The 18,076-nt window shown below is 58.4% G+C and carries 12 protein-coding genes; 8 read left to right on the forward strand and 4 right to left on the reverse strand.

What is annotated here, in order from left to right; genetic code table 11:
- Positions 1-63: 63 nt before the first annotated feature.
- Positions 64-3,450 (reverse strand): tandem-95 repeat protein, encoded by a 3,387-nt coding sequence (locus M9Q49_RS17030; RefSeq protein ID WP_254510007.1) that lies wholly within the window; start codon positions 3,448-3,450, stop codon positions 64-66.
- 692 nt (positions 3,451-4,142) lie between these two features.
- Positions 4,143-5,660 carry a protein kinase domain-containing protein gene (locus M9Q49_RS17035; protein WP_254510008.1) on the reverse strand — a complete coding sequence of 506 codons (1,518 nt, stop codon included), beginning with the start codon at positions 5,658-5,660 and terminating at the stop codon, positions 4,143-4,145.
- 219 nt (positions 5,661-5,879) lie between these two features.
- Between M9Q49_RS17035 and M9Q49_RS17040 the strand changes: the two genes are divergently transcribed.
- Together M9Q49_RS17040 and M9Q49_RS17045 are read left to right on the forward strand one after the other, a co-directional pair.
- Positions 5,880-6,590: a hypothetical protein gene (locus M9Q49_RS17040; RefSeq protein WP_254510009.1), complete on the forward strand. Its 711-nt coding sequence runs from the start codon at positions 5,880-5,882 to the stop codon at positions 6,588-6,590.
- A 518-nt stretch (positions 6,591-7,108) separates the two neighbouring features.
- A complete protein-coding gene (locus M9Q49_RS17045) occupies positions 7,109-9,838 on the forward strand; it encodes a hypothetical protein (RefSeq protein WP_254510010.1) in 2,730 nt (909 codons plus the stop codon).
- A gap of 1 nt (position 9,839) precedes the next feature.
- Here M9Q49_RS17045 and M9Q49_RS17050 read toward each other — a convergent pair whose 3' ends face one another.
- Complete coding sequence (locus M9Q49_RS17050; protein WP_254510011.1) at positions 9,840-10,484, reverse strand: hypothetical protein; 645 nt, start codon at positions 10,482-10,484, stop codon at positions 9,840-9,842.
- 194 nt (positions 10,485-10,678) lie between these two features.
- On the opposite strand from M9Q49_RS17050, the gene M9Q49_RS17055 reads away from it, so the two are divergent.
- The 6 genes from M9Q49_RS17055 (at position 10,679) to M9Q49_RS17080 (ending at position 17,622) form a co-directional block, all read left to right on the forward strand.
- A complete protein-coding gene (locus M9Q49_RS17055; protein WP_254510012.1) occupies positions 10,679-11,071 on the forward strand; it encodes a 4Fe-4S binding protein in 393 nt (130 codons plus the stop codon).
- Between the two features lie 217 nt (positions 11,072-11,288).
- Positions 11,289-13,640 carry a DUF1549 domain-containing protein gene (locus tag M9Q49_RS17060; RefSeq protein ID WP_254510013.1) on the forward strand — a complete coding sequence of 784 codons (2,352 nt, stop codon included), beginning with the start codon at positions 11,289-11,291 and terminating at the stop codon, positions 13,638-13,640.
- Positions 13,641-13,700: 60 nt separating this feature from the next.
- Positions 13,701-14,990 (forward strand): DUF1501 domain-containing protein, encoded by a 1,290-nt coding sequence (locus tag M9Q49_RS17065; RefSeq protein WP_254510014.1) that lies wholly within the window; start codon positions 13,701-13,703, stop codon positions 14,988-14,990.
- On the forward strand, positions 14,987-16,015 hold the full coding sequence (locus tag M9Q49_RS17070; protein ID WP_254510015.1) for a WD40 repeat domain-containing protein: 1,029 nt from the start codon (positions 14,987-14,989) through the stop codon (positions 16,013-16,015). The genes M9Q49_RS17065 and M9Q49_RS17070 overlap by 4 nt, the downstream gene beginning before the upstream one ends.
- 181 nt (positions 16,016-16,196) lie before the next feature.
- On the forward strand, positions 16,197-17,162 hold the full coding sequence (locus tag M9Q49_RS17075; RefSeq protein WP_254510016.1) for a DUF1559 family PulG-like putative transporter: 966 nt from the start codon (positions 16,197-16,199) through the stop codon (positions 17,160-17,162).
- 28 nt (positions 17,163-17,190) lie between these two features.
- The gene (locus tag M9Q49_RS17080) at positions 17,191-17,622 is read left to right on the forward strand and encodes a hypothetical protein (RefSeq protein ID WP_254510017.1); all 432 of its coding nucleotides are present in this window, start codon (positions 17,191-17,193) and stop codon (positions 17,620-17,622) included.
- A 20-nt stretch (positions 17,623-17,642) separates the two neighbouring features.
- On the opposite strand, the gene M9Q49_RS17085 is transcribed toward M9Q49_RS17080, so the two are convergent.
- Positions 17,643-18,032: a type II toxin-antitoxin system VapC family toxin gene (locus M9Q49_RS17085; protein WP_254510018.1), complete on the reverse strand. Its 390-nt coding sequence runs from the start codon at positions 18,030-18,032 to the stop codon at positions 17,643-17,645.
- Positions 18,033-18,076 lie beyond the last annotated feature (44 nt).

Genomic DNA, 18,076 nt, shown 5'->3' on the forward strand with positions numbered 1-18,076 from the left:
GCCGAAGATCACTCCTCGGCTCGCCTATCGTTTTCAAACTACGAACTGCAAACTCCAAACAGACTACGCCCACAAGTTATCGCGAAGAACGCAATCAAAGGCCCCTTCATGCGAGTGATCGGCATCGCCGAGCACCAGTTGCGGCGATTCCGCCGGCGCGGCTTCGACCACCAGCGTGACCGCGGCCAGCGCGCTTTGGACCTTGCCATCGTTCACCCAGTACAGGAACGAATCAGTGCCGACGTAGCCCGACTCAGGTGTATAGGTGAAGCTGCCATCGGTATTCAGCACCACACTGCCGTGCTGCGGATTGCTGAACAGCGTGGCCAGCATCGTGTCGCCTTGCGCATCGTGATCGTTGATGAGCACGCCGTTCGCCGCATCGACAGTCGACTCGGTGTCAGCCGAGACCACGTAGTGGTCGTTGTGCACGTTCGACCGCGTGTTCCCCGGCGCTTCGATCGCCGGCGTGACCGCGATGCTCGCATGGGCCACATTGCTGTTCGCCATTCCGTCGTTCAGCTGATAGATGAACTCATCGGGTCCGGTGTAACCGGCGTTGGGCGTGTAGGTGAACGAGCCATCTTCCGCGATCGTCAGCGTGCCGTGCGCCGGTCCTTGCAACAGGATCGTCGTTAGCGGTGCGCTATCGATGTCGGTGTCGTTGGCTTGGACGCCCGTAGCCGCGGTGGTGGTCAACGTGCCGCCCGCGGCCACAGTAAAAGAATCGTCACCTGCATTCGGTGCGTCGTTCACTGTTTGAACCACGATCGACGCCGTTCCTTCGGTGGCTTCGCCCGCTTCGTTGATGGCGCGATAAGTGAAGGAATCGTTGCCGTTGTAGTTGGCATCGGGCGTGTACTTGAACGAACCGTCGGACTGCATGACTAACTGTCCATGCTGCGGAGGCGTGACAACCTCAGCCGTCATTGCCGTTCCCTGCGGATCGAAATCGTTCGCCAGCACGCCCCACGCAGCCGAAATGTCGAGGACCATGTCCTCGGCCACGTTGTAAGCATCGGCATGCACAATCGGCGGTTGAATGACGTCGTTCACCGTGATGGTAACGACGGCTGTCGCCGCATCGGTGCCATCTTCTGCAGCGTACGTGAAGGTGTCGGTTCCCGCAAAGCCCGCGTTCGGCGTGTAGAGGAACGAGCCATCGCTGTTCAGCGTCAGCGTGCCGTTGGTCGGCCCAGTGACGATGCTTGCGGTCAACGCATCGCCATCGATGTCGCTGTCGTTCGCCAGCACGCCGGCCGGGTCGATTTGCAGCGGCGTGTTTTCATCGGTCGTGTAAGCATCGTCCTCGGCGAACGGCTTGTCGTTTTCGGGAGTGACGGTGATGGTCACTGTCGTCTCCGTGCCGGCCAATTCGCCATCGCTGGCGATGTAGGTGAACGAATCTTCGCCGTTGAAATCCGCATTCGGCGTGTAGGTGAACGTCCCATCGGCGGCCAGTTCGACTGTGCCATTCGTCGGCCCCGTGCCGAGCGTGACGGTCAGCGGCGAGCTGTCGGAATCGGTGTCGTTGGCGAGCACGCCACCTTCATCAACGGTCAGGACGCCATCCTCGCCGATTTCATAACTGTCGGCGACACTCACGGGCGCGTCGTTGACGGGAGTGACGTTAATCGTGACGGTTGTTTCCTCGCCCGCCAGTTCGCCATCGCTGGCGATGTAGGTGAACGAGTCCTCGCCCGAGAAGTTCGCATTCGGCGTGTAAACAAACGTGCCGTTGCTGTTGAGTTCCAGCGTACCGTTCGTGGGACCGGTGCCGAGCGTGACTGTCAGCGGCGAGCTATCGACATCGCTGTCGTTGCCGAGCACGCCAACTTCGGCGACCGTGAGAACGTCATCTTCGGCCACTTCGTAGCTATCGGCCTGGCTGACCGGTGCATCGTTCACCGGCGAAACGGTGATCGTCACGCTGGCGACATCGCTGGTAAATTCGCCGTCGGAAACGGTGTAGCTGAATCCATCCACGCCGTTGAAGTCAGCAGCCGGCGTGTAATGCAGCTTGCCGTCGCTGCCGAGTTCCACCGAGCCGTGCTGCGGCGGGCTGACCAGCGTGGTGGTCAAGTTCGTGCTATCAGGATCAACGTCGTTGAGAATCACGCCCGGAATATCGACGAGCAGTTCGGTGTCTTCGGGCGTCGTGTATTCGTCGTTGACCGCGACCGGCGGATCATTGATCGGCGCGATGTTGATCGTCACGCTCGCCACATCGCTGGTCGTCGTGCCGTCGCTCACCTGGTAGCTAAAGCCATCCACGCCATTGAAGTCGGCGGCCGGCGTGTAAGTGAACGAGCCATCGGCGTTCATCACCACCGTGCCGTGAAGCGGCTGCGCGACGATCGTCGGCGTGAGCGTATCGCCATCGATGTCGCTGTCGTTCGCGAGCACGCCGTTGGCGTCGATGGTGAGAACCTCGTCCTCATTCATCGAGTATTCGTCGTTGCCAGCCACCGGCGCGTCGTTGACCGGGTTCACCATGATGGTGACCGTGGCCACTTCGCTGTTGTCCGTGCCGTCGTTCACCAGGTAGCTGAAACCATCGATGCCGTTGTAGTTGGCTTCGGCTTGGTAGTTGAACGTGCCGTCCGGATTGAAGGTCACCGTGCCGTGCATCGGCTGGCTGGCGAGTTGCGGAGTGAGCGTCGAACCTTCAACGTCGGTATCGTTCGCCATGACGCTGGTCGTCACGTTCAACGGTTGATCTTCATCGACTGAGAACGAATCGTTGACAGCCACCGGCACGTCATTCACTGCCGCGATCGTCAATTTGACGGTGGCTTCGTTGCCAGGACCGATGTTGTTCGTGGCGCGATAGGTGAACGTCACTTCGCCGGAGAAATTCGCTTCCGGCGTGTACACAAAACCGCCATCCGATTCGAGCGTCAGTTGACCGCTCGACGGGCCGCTGACGAGCGCCACGGTCGATCCGACCGCCGAACCATCGTTGGCCAGCACGCCGGTTACGCCCGGGATGAGCAGCGATTCGTCTTCGTTCAGCGAGAAGACATCGTCGACCGAAACCGGCGCGGTCCCTTCGCTCACATCGATCGTCACCGCGGCCAGGTTGCTAAACCCGGCGCCGTCGTTCGCCGAATAGACAAAGCTATCCTGGCCGGAGAAACCACTGTTCGGCGTGTAGATGAACGAGCCGTTGGTGTTGAACGTGAGTGTGCCGTTGGCCGGCCCGGTGAAGAGCGACGCCGACAGCGGCAGGCCATTGCCAATGTCGTTGGCGAGCACGCCGGGTGTGCCCATGTTTAGCGGTTCATCGATGCCGGTATGAAATGCATCATTGACGGCGGCCAGTGTGGTCAAAGCCAGACGGTTCTCGAGTGATTCGAGGCGGAGAAAATTCCGGCGGTTCACATCCTGACCGTTGCGGCGTGAATCGCGTTGCTTCTTGGCAATCTTGGACTTCAAAACCTTGTTCATTCAGACGTTCCTTGAAAAGAGGCGAGCCGATGTCGCCTGATGACGAACCCTCTTCGCCTGGCAGAACGGGAGCGAGCTGATGCGCGCACGGTGATGCATCGAGAACGCGCGCGGCAATGGCCCGGGCTCCGCCCAAGCTGACGAAGTGCTGGCGATCTGCCGCAGGCAATGGCACTGCTGGCGATCGTCAATGAGTGGTTCGCGTCCGTGCGCTGACTAACTGCTGCGGCTTTGAATTCCCTGCGCTGCAGTCGTGTCGGCAATACCCGCTGGTATTGCAGGCCTCATCGTTCCGCACCGAAAGAGTTGCGGCGAAGCCTGTGCAGTTCTACGTAACGAGTTCGCTAGTGGCAACCATTTGCCAAGAAACTTCTCAAGAATGATTCATTGCTGTTGCTCGCAGATGGCAGCCTGCGCACTCGCTGCCGTGGTTCGGCCGAACCGCATTGCCCACACTTTGGCGTGGGCGATTAAGCGAAACAACTAGCGCAGCAGAGCCTACAAAGCGGATCAATGCAGATGAGTTGATGCCGTTTTTGGTTCCCTCTCCTCGGTACTCCGGGGAGAGGGTTAGGGTGAGGGGTTCATTTGGGTACCCGCGTCGGCATTAGCTTCCAGCCCCTCACCCCTGCGCTCTCCCCGTGAGTACACGAGGCGAGGGAGTAAGAAGGGCCGGCCTACTCACTCTCACCCTACGATTCATCCGCCGCGGCAGCGCTCGCCCGGATGTATCCAGGCCGCAGCATGCCTAGCAACGCATCGCGAATTTCTCGAACCTTGAAGGGATACTTCAGCAGCAACCGTCGCGCGGTGAGTTGCGCTCCCTTGACGATGTCGACCTGTCGCGGATCGGCGAAGATCATCGCCGGAATCTGCTTCGTGTGCTCGATGCTGCCGAAGCGATTGAAGACATCGAGCGCGTCTTCGCCCAGTTCGAGCGCCGAGAACAACACGCAATCGGCGGGCGCCGGTTCGTACTCGGTGAAGCGGGCGAGCGCTCGCACGGGATCGCTGATGACCAGCACTTTGTAGCCGTGCTTTTTCAGCTTCTCGCGCAGCAGGTCCTGCATCTTGATGTTCGACTCGATCAGCATCACCGTCTTGCCCGAGCCTTCGTGGTCGGAGTCGATCACCATGGGCGCGCCCGGCTTGGCGGGCCCTGCTTCGGCGGTGACTTCCTGATCTCCTTCACCCGCTTCCATCTTGGCCAGCACGCGTTTCGCTTCGTCGTGCATTTCTGCCGCCGAGCTAAAACGCTTCTCCGGCATCATCTCGAGCGCTTTACTGACAAACGCGAGCAACCGCTTGGGGCAACTCGGCAACAGCTGCGAGAGGGGCTTGATGTTTTGATAACGCTGCACGCTCAACCGTTGCGTGCGGTCTTTTGTTTCTGGCAGGGGCGGTTCACCGCCGACCATGTTGTACAAAATGCAGCCAGCAAAAAAGAGATCGCTGCGTGGATCGTTGTTGCGTGCGCCCGAAGCTCGCTCCAGACCGGCATAATCGATTGTGCGCGGATTGCCGATGTCGCCTTCGCCGAGCGCGTTTTCTTTTTGCAACCCAGCGAGGCCGAAGTCCACCAGTTTCGCTCGGCCACGACTGGTAATCAGCACGTTCGACGTCTTCAAATCGCGATGCGTCATGCCGTTCTGAAAGGCATAATCCAGGCCGGCAATGATGTCGACGGCGAGACGCATTGAATCGAGCGGCGAGAGAGTTTTGCGGACCTTGAGAAACTCGCGCAGGTTCCGCCCTTCGACAAATTCCATCGTCATGAACGGCGACGGCTTTTCGGCGACCTCGTAGATCGGCACGATGTTGGGATGGCGCAGCTTGGCGCCGATCTGGCCTTCGCGAACAAACTGCTCGGTCATCCCCGGTTCGACGCGGAACCGCTTGCGGAGCGCTTTGAGCGCGACGACGCGACCCGTCTTGATGTTTACCGCGCGATAGACGCGGGCAAAGGTACCGGTGCCCACCAGATACAGCACCTTGCAGTCGCCGTAGAAGTAGCCCCCCTTTTCACCCTTCAGCAAGCGATCGAGCTGATAGTTGGTGAGGAACTCACGGCGCGTGAGGAGGCTGGTGAACTGGTCAATCGTAACTTCGCGAGTGCCTAGCTCCGCCCAAACAGAATCCAGTTGGTGGGAATCCATCAAGGCGGAATCGGTAATACGCTGTGCTAGTTGTTCAGCGGTAACGCCGGACATTGTCGAACCTTCTGGCCTCTGATCCCTATCCAAGCCATGCTATTTCAAGGCTCGGACTCCCGCAATGGCTTGGGGATTTTGCCGATTTTTCCGGGGCGGCATTCCGTTTGCTTTGGCTCGCTGTAGTTCCGCCTTCAGGCGAGTCTTCGAAATTCGACTTCTGGATCAACGAAGACCGGCCGCCGGAACATCCACCACGCCCTGCCCAAGGTTGCCCCCATGAACATCCTGGTGATCGATATCGGCGGTACGAACGTCAAAGTCTGGACGACCGGCGCCGAAGAGCGTCAGAAGTTTCCGTCCGGCAAAACGCTGACGCCCGAGAAGATGGTCGAAGGCGTGCGCAATATCACGGCCGATTGGAAATACGAGCGAGTCTCGCTCGGCTACCCCGGCGACATTATCAATGGTCACCCGGCCACGGAACCCTGTGCCCTCGACAAAGGCTGGGTTGGCTTTGACTACGGCAGTGCGTTTGGCTGCCCAGTGCGGATCATGAACGACGCTTGTATGCAAGCGCTCGGCAGCTACGAAGGTGGCCGGATGCTTTACCTGGGCTTCGGCACCAACCTGGGAACTGCGTTCGTCATCGATGGCAGGGTAATTCCGCTCGCGCTCGGTCATTTGAAATTCACCAGCGGCGAATCGTTCAACGAATTGCTTTGCCGCAAAGGCTTGGAGCTGAACGGCGCGAAACGCTGGCGAAAGGCCGTGGGCATCGCGGCCGAAATTTGGAAAGTTGCCTTCCTAGCCGACTATGTCGTCCTCGGCGGCGGCAATGCGAAGAAGCTGGAAGAGATGCCCGAAGGTTGCCGTCGCGGCGGCAATCACAACGCCTACTTCGGCGGCATCCGCATGTGGGAAGACGCGACCGCGTCGGTAGAACGCGGGTTGTCGATTTATCCGGAACGCTTCCGGGTGAGCGGGTAGTACTCGATTTCGGTAGCACCGCAGGTGCGACCTTTAATGGCCAGGGGAGCAGCCCCTGGTGGCTGACTTTTTCCGGACCAAAGTTGTCCATCGTAGCCGTCTAATAAGTAGCTGCTGTCTACCTCGACTCTGGGTCACCCTCCGTGGTCTTAGAGCTAGTGGCGCCTGCGCACTTCTGAAGAAATGCGCAGAGTATTGTCAGATGGTTGCAAAGTGTTGTGTGGAAAATGGCGAGGTGTTGTATGTGTTGTTGCTCGAAGTTACTCGATAGATATCACTATTTGCCTTCAAAACATTTGCCACCAAGGAGTTGCCGCTACATCCTCATCGCCAAGCTCTGGAACTCGGTGTTGTGAGGTTTTTCAGCCTATTTCGCGCAAGTTCCGTGGCAGCAACGGCTTGCTCGCAACTGAAAACCCTTCACCACTGTTGTGAACCCACAGTGCCGCGATGTCAGTTCGAAAGCGTTGGCGTTGTGCAGGGAGCTTTCTTAGAATGCCGCGAAACCGGAGGGTGTCATGAATCGCGCTGCGTTCTGCCTGATTGCGTTGTTATTGCTCGCCGATTCCGCCGTGAGTGTCGGAGCCGAATTCGCTTCGCACGCTCCCACGCGGCCGTTGCCGGCGGCCAGCGATCGGACTCGTGACGAAGGGCCAGGCAAGTTCGTCGACGCGGCGAAAGGGGACGACGCTGCGGCGGGAACCGAAACTGCTCCCTGGAAGACGCTGCAACATGCAGTGCGGCAACTCAAGCCCGGCGACACACTTTATCTGCGCGGCGGACGGTACTACGAGCATGTGATCGTCGAACTGCAAGGAACAGCAGCGCAGCCGATCACGATTCGGAGTTACCCGAATGAACTCGCCACGATCGACGGTGGACTGCGGGAGTTTTTTGAATCGCCAGCGATGGCTTGGGAAACAGTCGAGGGTGGCGCTAAGGGTGAGTATCAATCTTCGAAGAAATATTCGGGCTTAACCACGCGGGCCGAGACCACCAATGTGCTCGGGCACTTCGGCGATTCGCTGTTGCCGTTGCAGGGCTATCGTTTACTCGGCGATTTGCGGTCGGAAAATTCTTTTTGGAATGTCGACAACAAAGTCGGCAGCGAGTCGTTTGTTTATTGTGGGCCCGGCTTGTGGTTCAATCGCGAGACCGAGCGAATTCATTGTCGGCTGGCTCACACACAGCTCAAAGGTCTTGGCGAGGACAACTATACGGGCGAAACGGATCCGCGGAAGTTGCCGCTGATTGTCGCTGCCGGCTGGGATCATGCGCCGCTGACGCTGAAGGATTGTCAGCATGTGAATCTGCTCGATCTCTCGCTGTGTGGTTCGGTCAAAGGGGCTCTCGAAATTGAGCACTGCCAGGCGGTGCAACTGAACGGCGTGTTTGCCTTCGGTGGCAACGAAACTATTCGCGTGGGCGAGACACAAGGTCTGCAACTGCGCGACTGTGCCGTGCGCGGCAACGCCGCGTCGTGGATGTTTCGCGGCAGTTTGAAATATCGAGCGCTCGAGTCCCGGCTGTTCTCAGCCAACCGTTGGCAGCCGACGGGAAATGACAATCGAGGTATTTGGTTTGAGCACTGCGAGTTCACCGACAGCGTCGATGGGATTTTTCTGGGCAATGTCGAGACGTGGGTTTTTCAACGCAATCTGGTCGACAATATCAGCGACGACGGTTTGTTTCTGACCAGCGGCACGGCGTTCGATGGGAGCGTCGTTGGCGGCTATAGCCTGGTTGATCAGAATCGCTTTTCGCGGATCCTCACCACGTTTGCCTTCGGCGTCGGACATGGCCGGCAGAAGGTGCTGCCGGAAAACAAACAGCAAACGGGTGGTGCGATCACGATTCGCAACAACGTGTTCGACTTCCGCCGGCCGGTGCATTATCGTTGGCCGAACGGACCTGATGATAAGCAGGAACTCGACAGCTACGGCCGGTTTGCCAGTGATCACGGCAGTCCAACGTGGGAGCCGATCGAGGTTGAGAACAACACGATCATCGCAGGAGATCCGCCGCGCTACGATTATCTAACCGACGGCTTGGGACGCGCCGTAACCGGCGGGACGAAGCGGCGGGTGGTGAATAACATCGTCTGCCAATTGCGAGGCGTGGTCGGGTCTACGCTTCCCGATGTAGGCGCAAATTATGAAGCCAGTCACAACCTGGCTTGGAGCCTGACCGATGGCGACAAACTGGCGGCGGCGTTTGAAAAATATCGCAAGTCGCCCGCGTTTGCGAAGACTTCTTGGACCACGGGCGATCTGTATGCGGATCCGCAGTTCGTCAGTTTTTCCGCTGATTGGCGGGAGATTGCTGATGTGCGACTGCGGGCCGACAGCCCGGCGGCCGAGAGCGGCTGGATGATGCATTTGCACGCTGCTCCGCAGGAAAAAGGTGCAAAAGACTTCATGGCCGGCAAGCCCTATCGAGGTGCGCTGCCGCCGAATGAAGCGGCTTGGCCCGTCGGTGTACGGGGAAGATTCAATGTGGTGGGAGAAACGCTGGCGGTAAAAGATTGGTTGCCGATCTCTGCGCCGAAGACTTCCTCCGCAGCAAAACCAGAAGGCGTAGACAAACAGCCGCGTGTGAAACTCGCGCTCGTCATTCAAGGTTATCCAGCCTTCGACGCGCCGCTGCTGGAATACGCGCTGCGCAAGCAAGGGACGCGCGTGACGGGAATTGAGAAGACTTGGGTTTCACCAGCAGAGTTCAAGAAGTACGACCTGATTGCTTTCGATGGCAGTCTGACGCGGGCGAAGATCACGCCGGCGGCATTTTCGCAGGATGATTTGAAAATCATCGAAGCGTATGTGCGTGAAGGCGGTGTGCTGCTATTGATGCGCGATCGGCTGGATCTTTTTGCGGCGCCGGAAGCCAAGGCTTGGTTAGGCGAGCAGATGAGGCTCGTGAAAAATGCGAAGGCCACTGAGTATGAAGTGCTGCAGCCGAAGCACCCGTGGGTTGCTCATTTGGATTCCGAAGTTGCGCCGGCGCTGCTGACGGCAACGAACAACGTGCCGCTTTCAGCAGAAGCCGGCGAGCGGTTGATCGGCAGCGGCCAGACGCAGTCGCTGTTGCATCGGCAAACGATCGGCAAGGGCGCGATCATTTATGTCGGCTTAAGTCCTGCTGCGGCGCTTCCAAGTGGTCGCGCCAAGGAAACAGTCGAGCGCGAAGCGGAATATGAATCGCAGTACAAAATACTCGCGGCGATTTCGAAAGAGCCGCTGGCGCAGTGACTTAGAACTCGCGGGCGGTTGCAGAAGTTTGTGGTTGCGCCGGCGATGGCTGTTCTTCCACGACAGGCTGAGGAGCTGGCGCAGTGGCAAACGGCGTATTGCGGAGAAGCGGCGAATTCACGGGCGGTAGCACAGGGTGCTGAGCGAGCGGAGGATCATAAACCGGATGCGATTCCCAAGTGTTGTCATCGATCTGAACTTGCCGCGTGCCGATGGGCTGGCGGACCTGCGGGTAGGTTCGATAACCGTAGATATCGCCCGGCACGTAAGGCCAAGGCGTGAAGACCGGGCTCGTACTGAAGGTAGCAACACGGCGGCCGAATCGACCGGTTGTCGCATAACCGAACGAAGTGCCGTAAGCGTAGGCGGCATCCCACGGCACGACGCCATACGGGGAGTAACCACCGTAGTAATAAATCGTCTCGCCGCGCGTGGTCGGCAAACCGGCGGCAGCGCGGGCGGCGTCGTTGGCGCCGATCTGGGCCTGCAGGTTGGCTTGGCGACGTTCCTCCGCCAATTGATAGGCATCGACGCCGGCTTGAATGCCGTCGTAACGGCGGGTTGTTTCCTGAGCTTTCGTCCAGGTTGGCTGAACGAAGGTACCGGCAGAAACTACGGCAAGCGAGAAAAGAATGGGCAAACGCATGACTTTAAACTCCGTTCCTTTCGCCATTGTATCCGAACCGGCAAGACCGTCGCAAAGATTGTCGGTTCGTAAAGCCGATAGTGGCAGTTGGCGAATCAACGGCCGCAGCCTATAATCCCACTGGGCTGGCTTGTGAAATTTGTCACAACCTCCCCCAACACCTTGCCTGACAAGACCTTTGCAGGATTTTCGTTATGGCCAAACAGGGCCCTCGTAAGAAGCTGCCGAAAGAGCTCGCGGTTATCACGGCTGATAACTGCACGGGCTGCGAATCGTGCCTGGAAGTCTGCCCGGTCGATTGCATTACGCTCATCGAGCTCAATCACGGCGTGAAGGGGAACCAAGCCTTCTGCCAGATCGATCTGGAGCGGTGCGTAGGCTGCGAAGTTTGCGTGCACATTCCCGGCAAAAAGACGAATCCTTACGACCTGAAGGTTTGTCCCTGGGATGCCATCGAAATGGTACCTACCGAGCAAGTCGCCATTCACGTCGCCCAATCGGGCGGTCCGCGCGATTACATCGTCTCCAACTGGGATCGGTTGGTTGGTACGGCGCAGCACTTGGCTGAATTGAAGGCCAGTTCGTAGTCAGGTTTAAATCTACGCTGGCTGGTGAAATCGACGCCGACGTTCCGCTCGGCATTGCTCGCGCGACAACGATTGCTAGATAGAGCAATCGTTTCTAACAAAAACTTGACTCTTGCGCGCCGAACCAATAGCCTGATACGCATGCGAATCAGTTGATTCGACCCAATCGACGATTCCGCGTACCCGCCTTTCCTTCCCCGCCGTATCGGAGGCTCCCATGCCTCGCTGCTGCTGGTTGCTTTCATGGATGCTATTGGCTGCCACTGCGGCCTCGTCGGCAGTTAGCGCCGCGGATATTGCGCCGCTGCATCAGCGCATCGATCAACTGTTCGATCAGAACGCCGTTGGGCCGGTCGCTGAAGTTTGCAGCGACGCCGATTTTGTGCGGCGGGTCTGGCTCGATCTGGCCGGCATGATTCCGACGGCGGAAGAGACGCGAACGTTTCTCGCCGATCATGATGCCGCGAAGCGGCAGAAGATGATCGACCGGCTACTGGCCAGTCCGCAATTCAGCCGGCACATGACGCTGCTGCTCGACGCGACGATCAATGAGCGTCGGCCCGATAAGGGAATCACCACGGCGGATTGGCAAGGCTATTTGTATCAAGCAGTGTCAGCCGGCAAGCCGCTCGATCAGCTCTTTCGCGACATCATCGCAGCCGACGGCGTCGAGGAAAAACAACGGCCCGCCGCGAAGTTCATGCTCGATCGCGATTGCGAACCAAATGTCGTCACGCGTGACGTGGGCCGCTTGGTTTTCGGCATGGATCTGCAATGCGCGCAATGCCACGACCATCCGCTGGTCGATGACTATCTGCAGGCCGATTACTACGGCTTGTATGCTCTGGTGATGCGGAGCAGTGTCTTTGCCGATCCGAAGAATAAGAATTCGCGGCAGGTCGGCGAAACAGCCGACGGCGAAGCGAGTTTCAAATCGGTCTTCACCGGCAACACCGGCGACAAAGTTCAGCCGCGCACGCCGAAGTGGCTCGGCCTCGTCGAGCCGGTCGCGAAGAAGGGGGAAGAGTACGTCAGCAAACCAACGAGAGATGTGCGCGGCGTGCCGAAGCTCAGCCGTCGGCAACTGCTCGCCGATTCGTTCGAGACGTCGCTCATCTTTCGCCGCAATCTGGCTAACCGCATTTGGTATCAGGTGATGGGCCGCGGGCTGGTTCATCCCGTCGATGCGCATCATCCCGCTAATCCACCGGCGAATCCGCAAGTCTTGTCGCTGCTGGCGGCGGAGCTTCCCGAGCTGAAATACGACCTGCGGGCGATGTTGCGAGAGATCTTGCTGACGAATGCCTATCAGCGAAGCTGCGAACTCGCGGCGCCGCAGAACCCTGACATCGCTGCCATCGACGCGGAGTTGCAGCAGCTCGAAACGACGCGCGGTTCGCTTGTCATGACGCGCGATCAGCAAAAAGCGAAGTGGGATGAGGCCCTCGCCAAACTGAAAGAGTCAAAACAAAAGCTGGCCGATGCGGCCAAGACGCTTGCGCCGCTGCAAACCGCGCTGACGGCCGCTCAAGGCGAAGTGACGAAAGCTCAAGCTGCGGTGAAAACGGCGGAAGCCGAAGTTGAGAAAAAGAAGCCGCAAACGGCCGCCGTTGCAGAGGCTGCCGCGAAGGCGAAAGCTGCAGCGGAGTTAATTAAAGAAGACAAGGCTCTTGCGGAGATTGCCGCCAAGCTCGGCGAAAAAGCTGCAACCGTTGCTGACGCCGAAAAGGCGACGGCGAAGAAATTAGAAGCACTTGCTGCCGCCGTCTCTCCGCTCACTGCCAAAGAGAAAGAAGCTCAAACCGCGCTCGACCAAGAAGCCGCGGCATTTCCTCCACCGACTCAGATCGTTGAACTCGAATCCGCCGAGCGAACGGCGAACCTGGAGTTCAACAACGGCCTCTATGATCTCGCCGATCTGGAAGCTCGGGTGACGTTAACGAAGTTGCTCAAGCAGCACGCGGAGTTGCAGAAAACGGATGCGGCGGGGGCCGAGCGATTGTGGAATCAACTACGCGAGGAACTTTCAAATCGAGGCCAAGTCGCCCTTCTCAAGCCGTTGTCGGCCGAGCAGTTTGCTTTGAGCACAATGCAGGCCGCGGGATTGATTGCAGTACAACAAACAACGGCGGAAACATCGGTGGCGAAAGTCGAAGAATGGAAAAACGCCAGCGATGCCGACAAACCAGCCGTCATGCGGAAACTTAGCGAGCCCAAGGTGTTCGATGGGTTGAAGGGAAACCTCGCCGAGTTCGTGCGACTTTACGGTGGTTTGCCGGGACAAGATTATCAAGCCACCGTCAATCAGGCTCTCTTCTTCGGCAACGGTAGCGTGCTCGAAACATGGCTCAAACCAACGCCGGGAAATCTAGTAACGCGGTTGCAAGCAAAAACAGAACCCGCCGAAACCGCGGATGAAATGTATCACGCCATCCTCAACCGCCCCGCGACCGCCGAAGAACAAACGGCTGTCACCGATTTCCTGAAAGACCGCACCGACCGACCCGTGGCCATCGCCGAACTCGTGTGGGCACTGCTTGCCAGCGCCGAGTTTCGCTTCAACCACTAACGGTCTCCTGTCTCAAAACTCAAAACCCAAAACTCAGAACTACTTCTCCCGGAGCCTCCCATGCGATGCAACTATGCCTGCGGCACGGCGGATCACGTTGCCGTTTCGCGCCGTGGATTTCTGCAAGCGGCAGCGACGTTCGGCGGCGTGGCGGCGGGAACGTGGGGAAGTGGCTTGGTGCAGCCGGCGATTGCCGGGCAACTCGCTTCATCGCAAAAGCGGATCCTCAACATCTTTTTGCACGGCGGCGTGAGTCAGCTGGAATCGTGGGATCCGAAGCCGAACACTGACACCGGCGGTCCCTTTCGGCCCATCGCCACTTCGGTCCCCGGCACGCAGATTTGCGAACTCCTGCCGCACACCGCCAAGGTCATGCACCATCTGGCCATCGTTCGCGGCGTGAACACCAAAAACGGCGACCACGGCAAAGGGCAGATCGAAATGTCGACCGGCCGGAATCGCATTCCGGGTACGGAATATCCGCACTTCGGCGCCGTGAGCGCGAAGGTTCTCACGCCAGAGCAATTTCCGTTGCCGGGCCATGTGCTGGTTCACGGTGGTGGCAACGGCAGCAGCCCGAGCGCCTATCTGGGGCCAAAGTTCGCGAGCGTTTCGCTTTCGGATGGCAAAGCGCCGCAATACTCAGAGCGTCTCGCCAGTGTCACGGAAGAAGCCGAATCCCGCCGCAATCAGTTTCGGCAGTTGGCCAGCGATCGCTTTGCTGGCCGACGACGAACGGCCGATACCGATGCTTATACGTCATCGTACGAACAAGCCCGGCAGTTGATGCAACGGCGCGATGTGTTTGACGTTTCGAAAGAATCCGACAAAGACAAAGAACGCTACGGCAAGCATGAGTTCGGAACGCACATGTTACTTGCGCGCAGACTGCTCGAGCAGGGCGTGCCGTTTGTGCAGGTGAATCATTCGAACTACGACACGCACTTCGAGAACTTCGATTTTCACATCGAGCAGCTCGGCGAATTCGATCAGCCCTTTGCGACGCTTGTCGGCGATTTGCATGAGCGGGGTTTGCTGAAAGATACGCTGATCGTGGTGATGAGCGAATTTGGCCGCACGCCGAAGATCAACAAGAACTACGGCCGCGATCACTGGGGAACTGCCTGGAGCGTGTGCCTCGGCGGCGCCGGCATTCAGCCCGGCGCGGTGATCGGCAAGACCAACGACAACGGCACGGCAGTGACCGATCGCGAAGTCGATCACGGCCATCTGTTTCATACATATTTGCGAGCCGTCGGCGTCGATTCGAAACTAGAGTTCAACATCGGCGGTCGCAAATTCCCGATCGCCGATCCGGCGAAGAGCGCGATCACGGAGCTCCTCGCATGAGCCAAGCCGACGAGAAAAAAGAAGAGCCGAAAGTCGATCCTGCCGCGACTCACGAAAAGGCGAAGTGGAAACACAGTCGGCCGCTCACCGCCTGTCGGTTCGATCCTACGGGAAAATACGTGTTCACCGGCGCGGAAGACAACACCATCCAGCGTTGGGATCTAGCCGACGGCAAGATGACACCTTTTGCGGCACACGAAAGTTGGGTGCGGGCAATCGGCTTTTCGCACGACGGCCAACAGATGATTTCGGGCGGTTACGACGGTCGGCTGATCTGGTGGGAAACGGCGGCGGAAAAACCGGAGCCGATCCGCAAAATCGAATCGGCGCATAACGGCTGGCTGCGCGCGATCGCGGTGAGTCCGAGCGGCCAACAAATTGCCACCTGCGGCAACGACAAACTGATCAAGCTCTGGGATATCGCCGATGGCAAACTGCAAGGCGAGCTCGCGGGGCATGAGTCGCACGTTTACAACGTTGCCTTTCATCCCACACAGCCGCTGCTCGTGAGTTGCGATCTCAAGGGAGTCGTCAAACAGTGGGATCTGACCGAAAAGAAGTTCGTGAAGGACTTCGCCGGCGCGACGGCTCTCTATAAGTACGACACGACTTTCCGGGCCGACATCGGTGGCGCCCGGAGCATTGCCTTTTCGACGGATGGCAAACTGCTGGCCCTCGGCGGAATCACGAACGTCTCGAATGCCTTCGCCGGCATCGGTAACGCCGCGATCGTTGCGTTTGACTGGGAAACGGGCCAAGTCACGAAAACGCATGTCCCCAAAGAAGCCGTCAACGGCACGGCTTGGGGCGTGCAGCATCATCCGGATGGTTACTGGATAGGACTTGCCGGCGGTGGTGGTGGCGGGTTCCTGTACTTCTGGAAGCATGACGCCGTGAATGAGTTCTTCAAGCTGAAGCTTCCCGACAATGGGCGAGATTTGCACATGCACGCTGACTTGCGGCAACTCGCAGTTGCTCATTCGGACCTTCACATCCGCTTGTTCGCCATGTATAAGAAAGCCTGACGTTTTATGTGGCCGCTGTTTGTCTTGGCAGGCGCCCTACTCTCTCAGGGCCAGCTTCTGCCAGCGCAATCTCTCCCTCCGCAGCGGCTGGAATTCATCCAACCTTGATTTGAGCGTTGCTCCGTCCATCGTCAGAATGGGCAGCAAACGCAGGCTGCGATTTTTTGAGAGAGGTATCCCAATGAAGTCACGCGGATTCACGCTGGTGGAACTGCTCGTGGTCATCGCCATTATTGGCGTCTTGGTGGCGCTCTTGCTGCCCGCCGTTCAAGCGGCTCGCGAAGCCGCACGGCGGATGAGTTGCCAGAACAATCTCAAGCAGTTGTCGCTGGCGCTGCAGAACCATGAGGACGTTTACAAGAGACTGCCTGAAGGCCTGCGCCAAGAAGCGAGTCCTTATCGCGGCTACACCTTCTTCACGAAGCTCCTCCCTTATTTCGAACAAAAGGGACTTGGTGATAAGTGGGATTTCACCAACCTGGGAAACAACACGACGAACGGCTACACCGCGACCAAGCTCAAGTCGCTGATGTGCCCGACGGATGTATTTCAATCCCTAGTGTTCACCGTTCCTGTCAGCTCGAGTTCCGGCGTCGCCTACGCGGGTGACTATTCGGTGACGAGCTACGTTGGCAATTTTGGCGAGGTGAGCTATCACCCCACGACGTCACCCCTCGGCCCCTGCAAGGCAAATGGCGTGCTGTTTTTCACCGGGCCAGCCGGTGCACCGGCTGTCAATCAAGAAGCAGTCGGACTCAAGGACATTACCGACGGCACGAGCAACACGATCATGATGGGTGAGCGCTATCACCTCGATAAAAACTTCGACACGATCACAGCATCCAGCCGCAGCGACCTGCTGATGCACCAGTGGTCGATGTGGGCCTGGTCAGGCGGTTTCAAGGGCTCCGGCCATGTGCTTGCCAGCGCAGCCGTGCCAATCAACAACCGCGTGACGCTGCCGCTGGGCTCTGGCTTCGGTCCGCAGGATCGACGGATTGCCGGTTACAGCAGCGGTCATCCTGGCGGCGCCAACATGACGCTCTGCGACGGCAGCGTGCGATTTTTGCGAGATAGCATTTCCCAGGTCACACTCGTCGCCCTTAGTTCGCGCGACAGCGGCGATGTGATTGCCGAAGATTTCTAAGAGTCCAAAATTCGAATTCCTGATTGCCATGCAAAAGTACTTTGCCGCTTTGCTCGCACTGATTGCGATTGGCTTGTCCACAGGCTGCAACAAGTCGCCTTATAAAACGACGCTCGCCGCTGGCATCGTCACCCAGAACGGCCAGCCCCTGCCGGGCGTAGAAGTGCAGTTCTGTCCCGATCCAGAAGCCCTCACGAAGGGGCCATCAGCGCTGGGTGAAACCGACGAACAAGGAAAGTTCGTCCTGCGCTACGCCGTCCCTGGCGCGAACCAATCCAAAGAAGGAGCCGTTGTCGGCAAGCACAAGGTGACGCTGGCCGACCTGCGGCAAAAGCCCGCGCCGCAAGGCTATCCGCCCAATCCCAGCCGGGTTCCGAAGATTTACGGCAGCGTGCAAACCACGCCCCTCAAGCTGGAAGTGGTCGAAGGGGGCGGCGAAATCGCCATTGAGGTTAAGTAGCGGCCTACCTCAGCAGGTGACTACCACTGCTCCCATTTCAAGTTGCTGATATGCCGAAAATGTTGGTCACGCGACACAAGTATCAAATTGTGTTGGAGAGCGACTGCTGCGATCCAAATATCGTTTTCGGGTATGGGATTTCCTGTTGTTCGCAAATCGTGCTTGATTCGCCCATAGTAATCAGCGGTCTCTGCGTCGCACGGCAGGACCTCAATTGTGTCGGCAAATGCTCTGACTTGGGCTAGATTTTGCTCAACCTTGGCTGAGTGATATGCCCCGTACTGGAGTTCCCCGATTGCGACAACGGGCGCCACCACCCCTGTCGTCACCGCGAGTCTGGCGATCACCTGAGAATCGCTCTTGAAAACCGCGACAATGATATTCGTGTCGAGCAAATGACTACCACTCATCTGCATCGATCCTCTCGCAGCCTTGTTCAATAGCTGCCGACATC

The sequence above is a fragment of the Anatilimnocola floriformis genome (assembly GCF_024256385.1).
Taxonomy (GTDB): Bacteria; Planctomycetota; Planctomycetia; order Pirellulales; family Pirellulaceae; genus Anatilimnocola; species Anatilimnocola floriformis.

Bases quoted from the DNA above. Each gene is read 5' to 3' on its own strand.
- M9Q49_RS17040 (WP_254510009.1), top strand. From the start codon at position 5,880: ATGAACATCCTGGTGATCGATATCGGCGGTACGAACGTCAAAGTCTGG.
- M9Q49_RS17070 (WP_254510015.1), top strand. From the start codon at position 14,987: ATGAGCCAAGCCGACGAGAAAAAAGAAGAGCCGAAAGTCGATCCTGCC.
- M9Q49_RS17075 (WP_254510016.1), top strand. From the start codon at position 16,197: ATGAAGTCACGCGGATTCACGCTGGTGGAACTGCTCGTGGTCATCGCC.
- M9Q49_RS17085 (WP_254510018.1), bottom strand. From the start codon at position 18,032: ATGAGTGGTAGTCATTTGCTCGACACGAATATCATTGTCGCGGTTTTC.
- M9Q49_RS17030 (WP_254510007.1), bottom strand. From the start codon at position 3,450: ATGAACAAGGTTTTGAAGTCCAAGATTGCCAAGAAGCAACGCGATTCA.
- M9Q49_RS17045 (WP_254510010.1), top strand. From the start codon at position 7,109: ATGAATCGCGCTGCGTTCTGCCTGATTGCGTTGTTATTGCTCGCCGAT.
- M9Q49_RS17055 (WP_254510012.1), top strand. From the start codon at position 10,679: ATGGCCAAACAGGGCCCTCGTAAGAAGCTGCCGAAAGAGCTCGCGGTT.
- M9Q49_RS17080 (WP_254510017.1), top strand. From the start codon at position 17,191: ATGCAAAAGTACTTTGCCGCTTTGCTCGCACTGATTGCGATTGGCTTG.
- M9Q49_RS17060 (WP_254510013.1), top strand. From the start codon at position 11,289: ATGCCTCGCTGCTGCTGGTTGCTTTCATGGATGCTATTGGCTGCCACT.
- M9Q49_RS17035 (WP_254510008.1), bottom strand. From the start codon at position 5,660: ATGTCCGGCGTTACCGCTGAACAACTAGCACAGCGTATTACCGATTCC.
- M9Q49_RS17065 (WP_254510014.1), top strand. From the start codon at position 13,701: ATGCGATGCAACTATGCCTGCGGCACGGCGGATCACGTTGCCGTTTCG.
- M9Q49_RS17050 (WP_254510011.1), bottom strand. From the start codon at position 10,484: ATGCGTTTGCCCATTCTTTTCTCGCTTGCCGTAGTTTCTGCCGGTACC.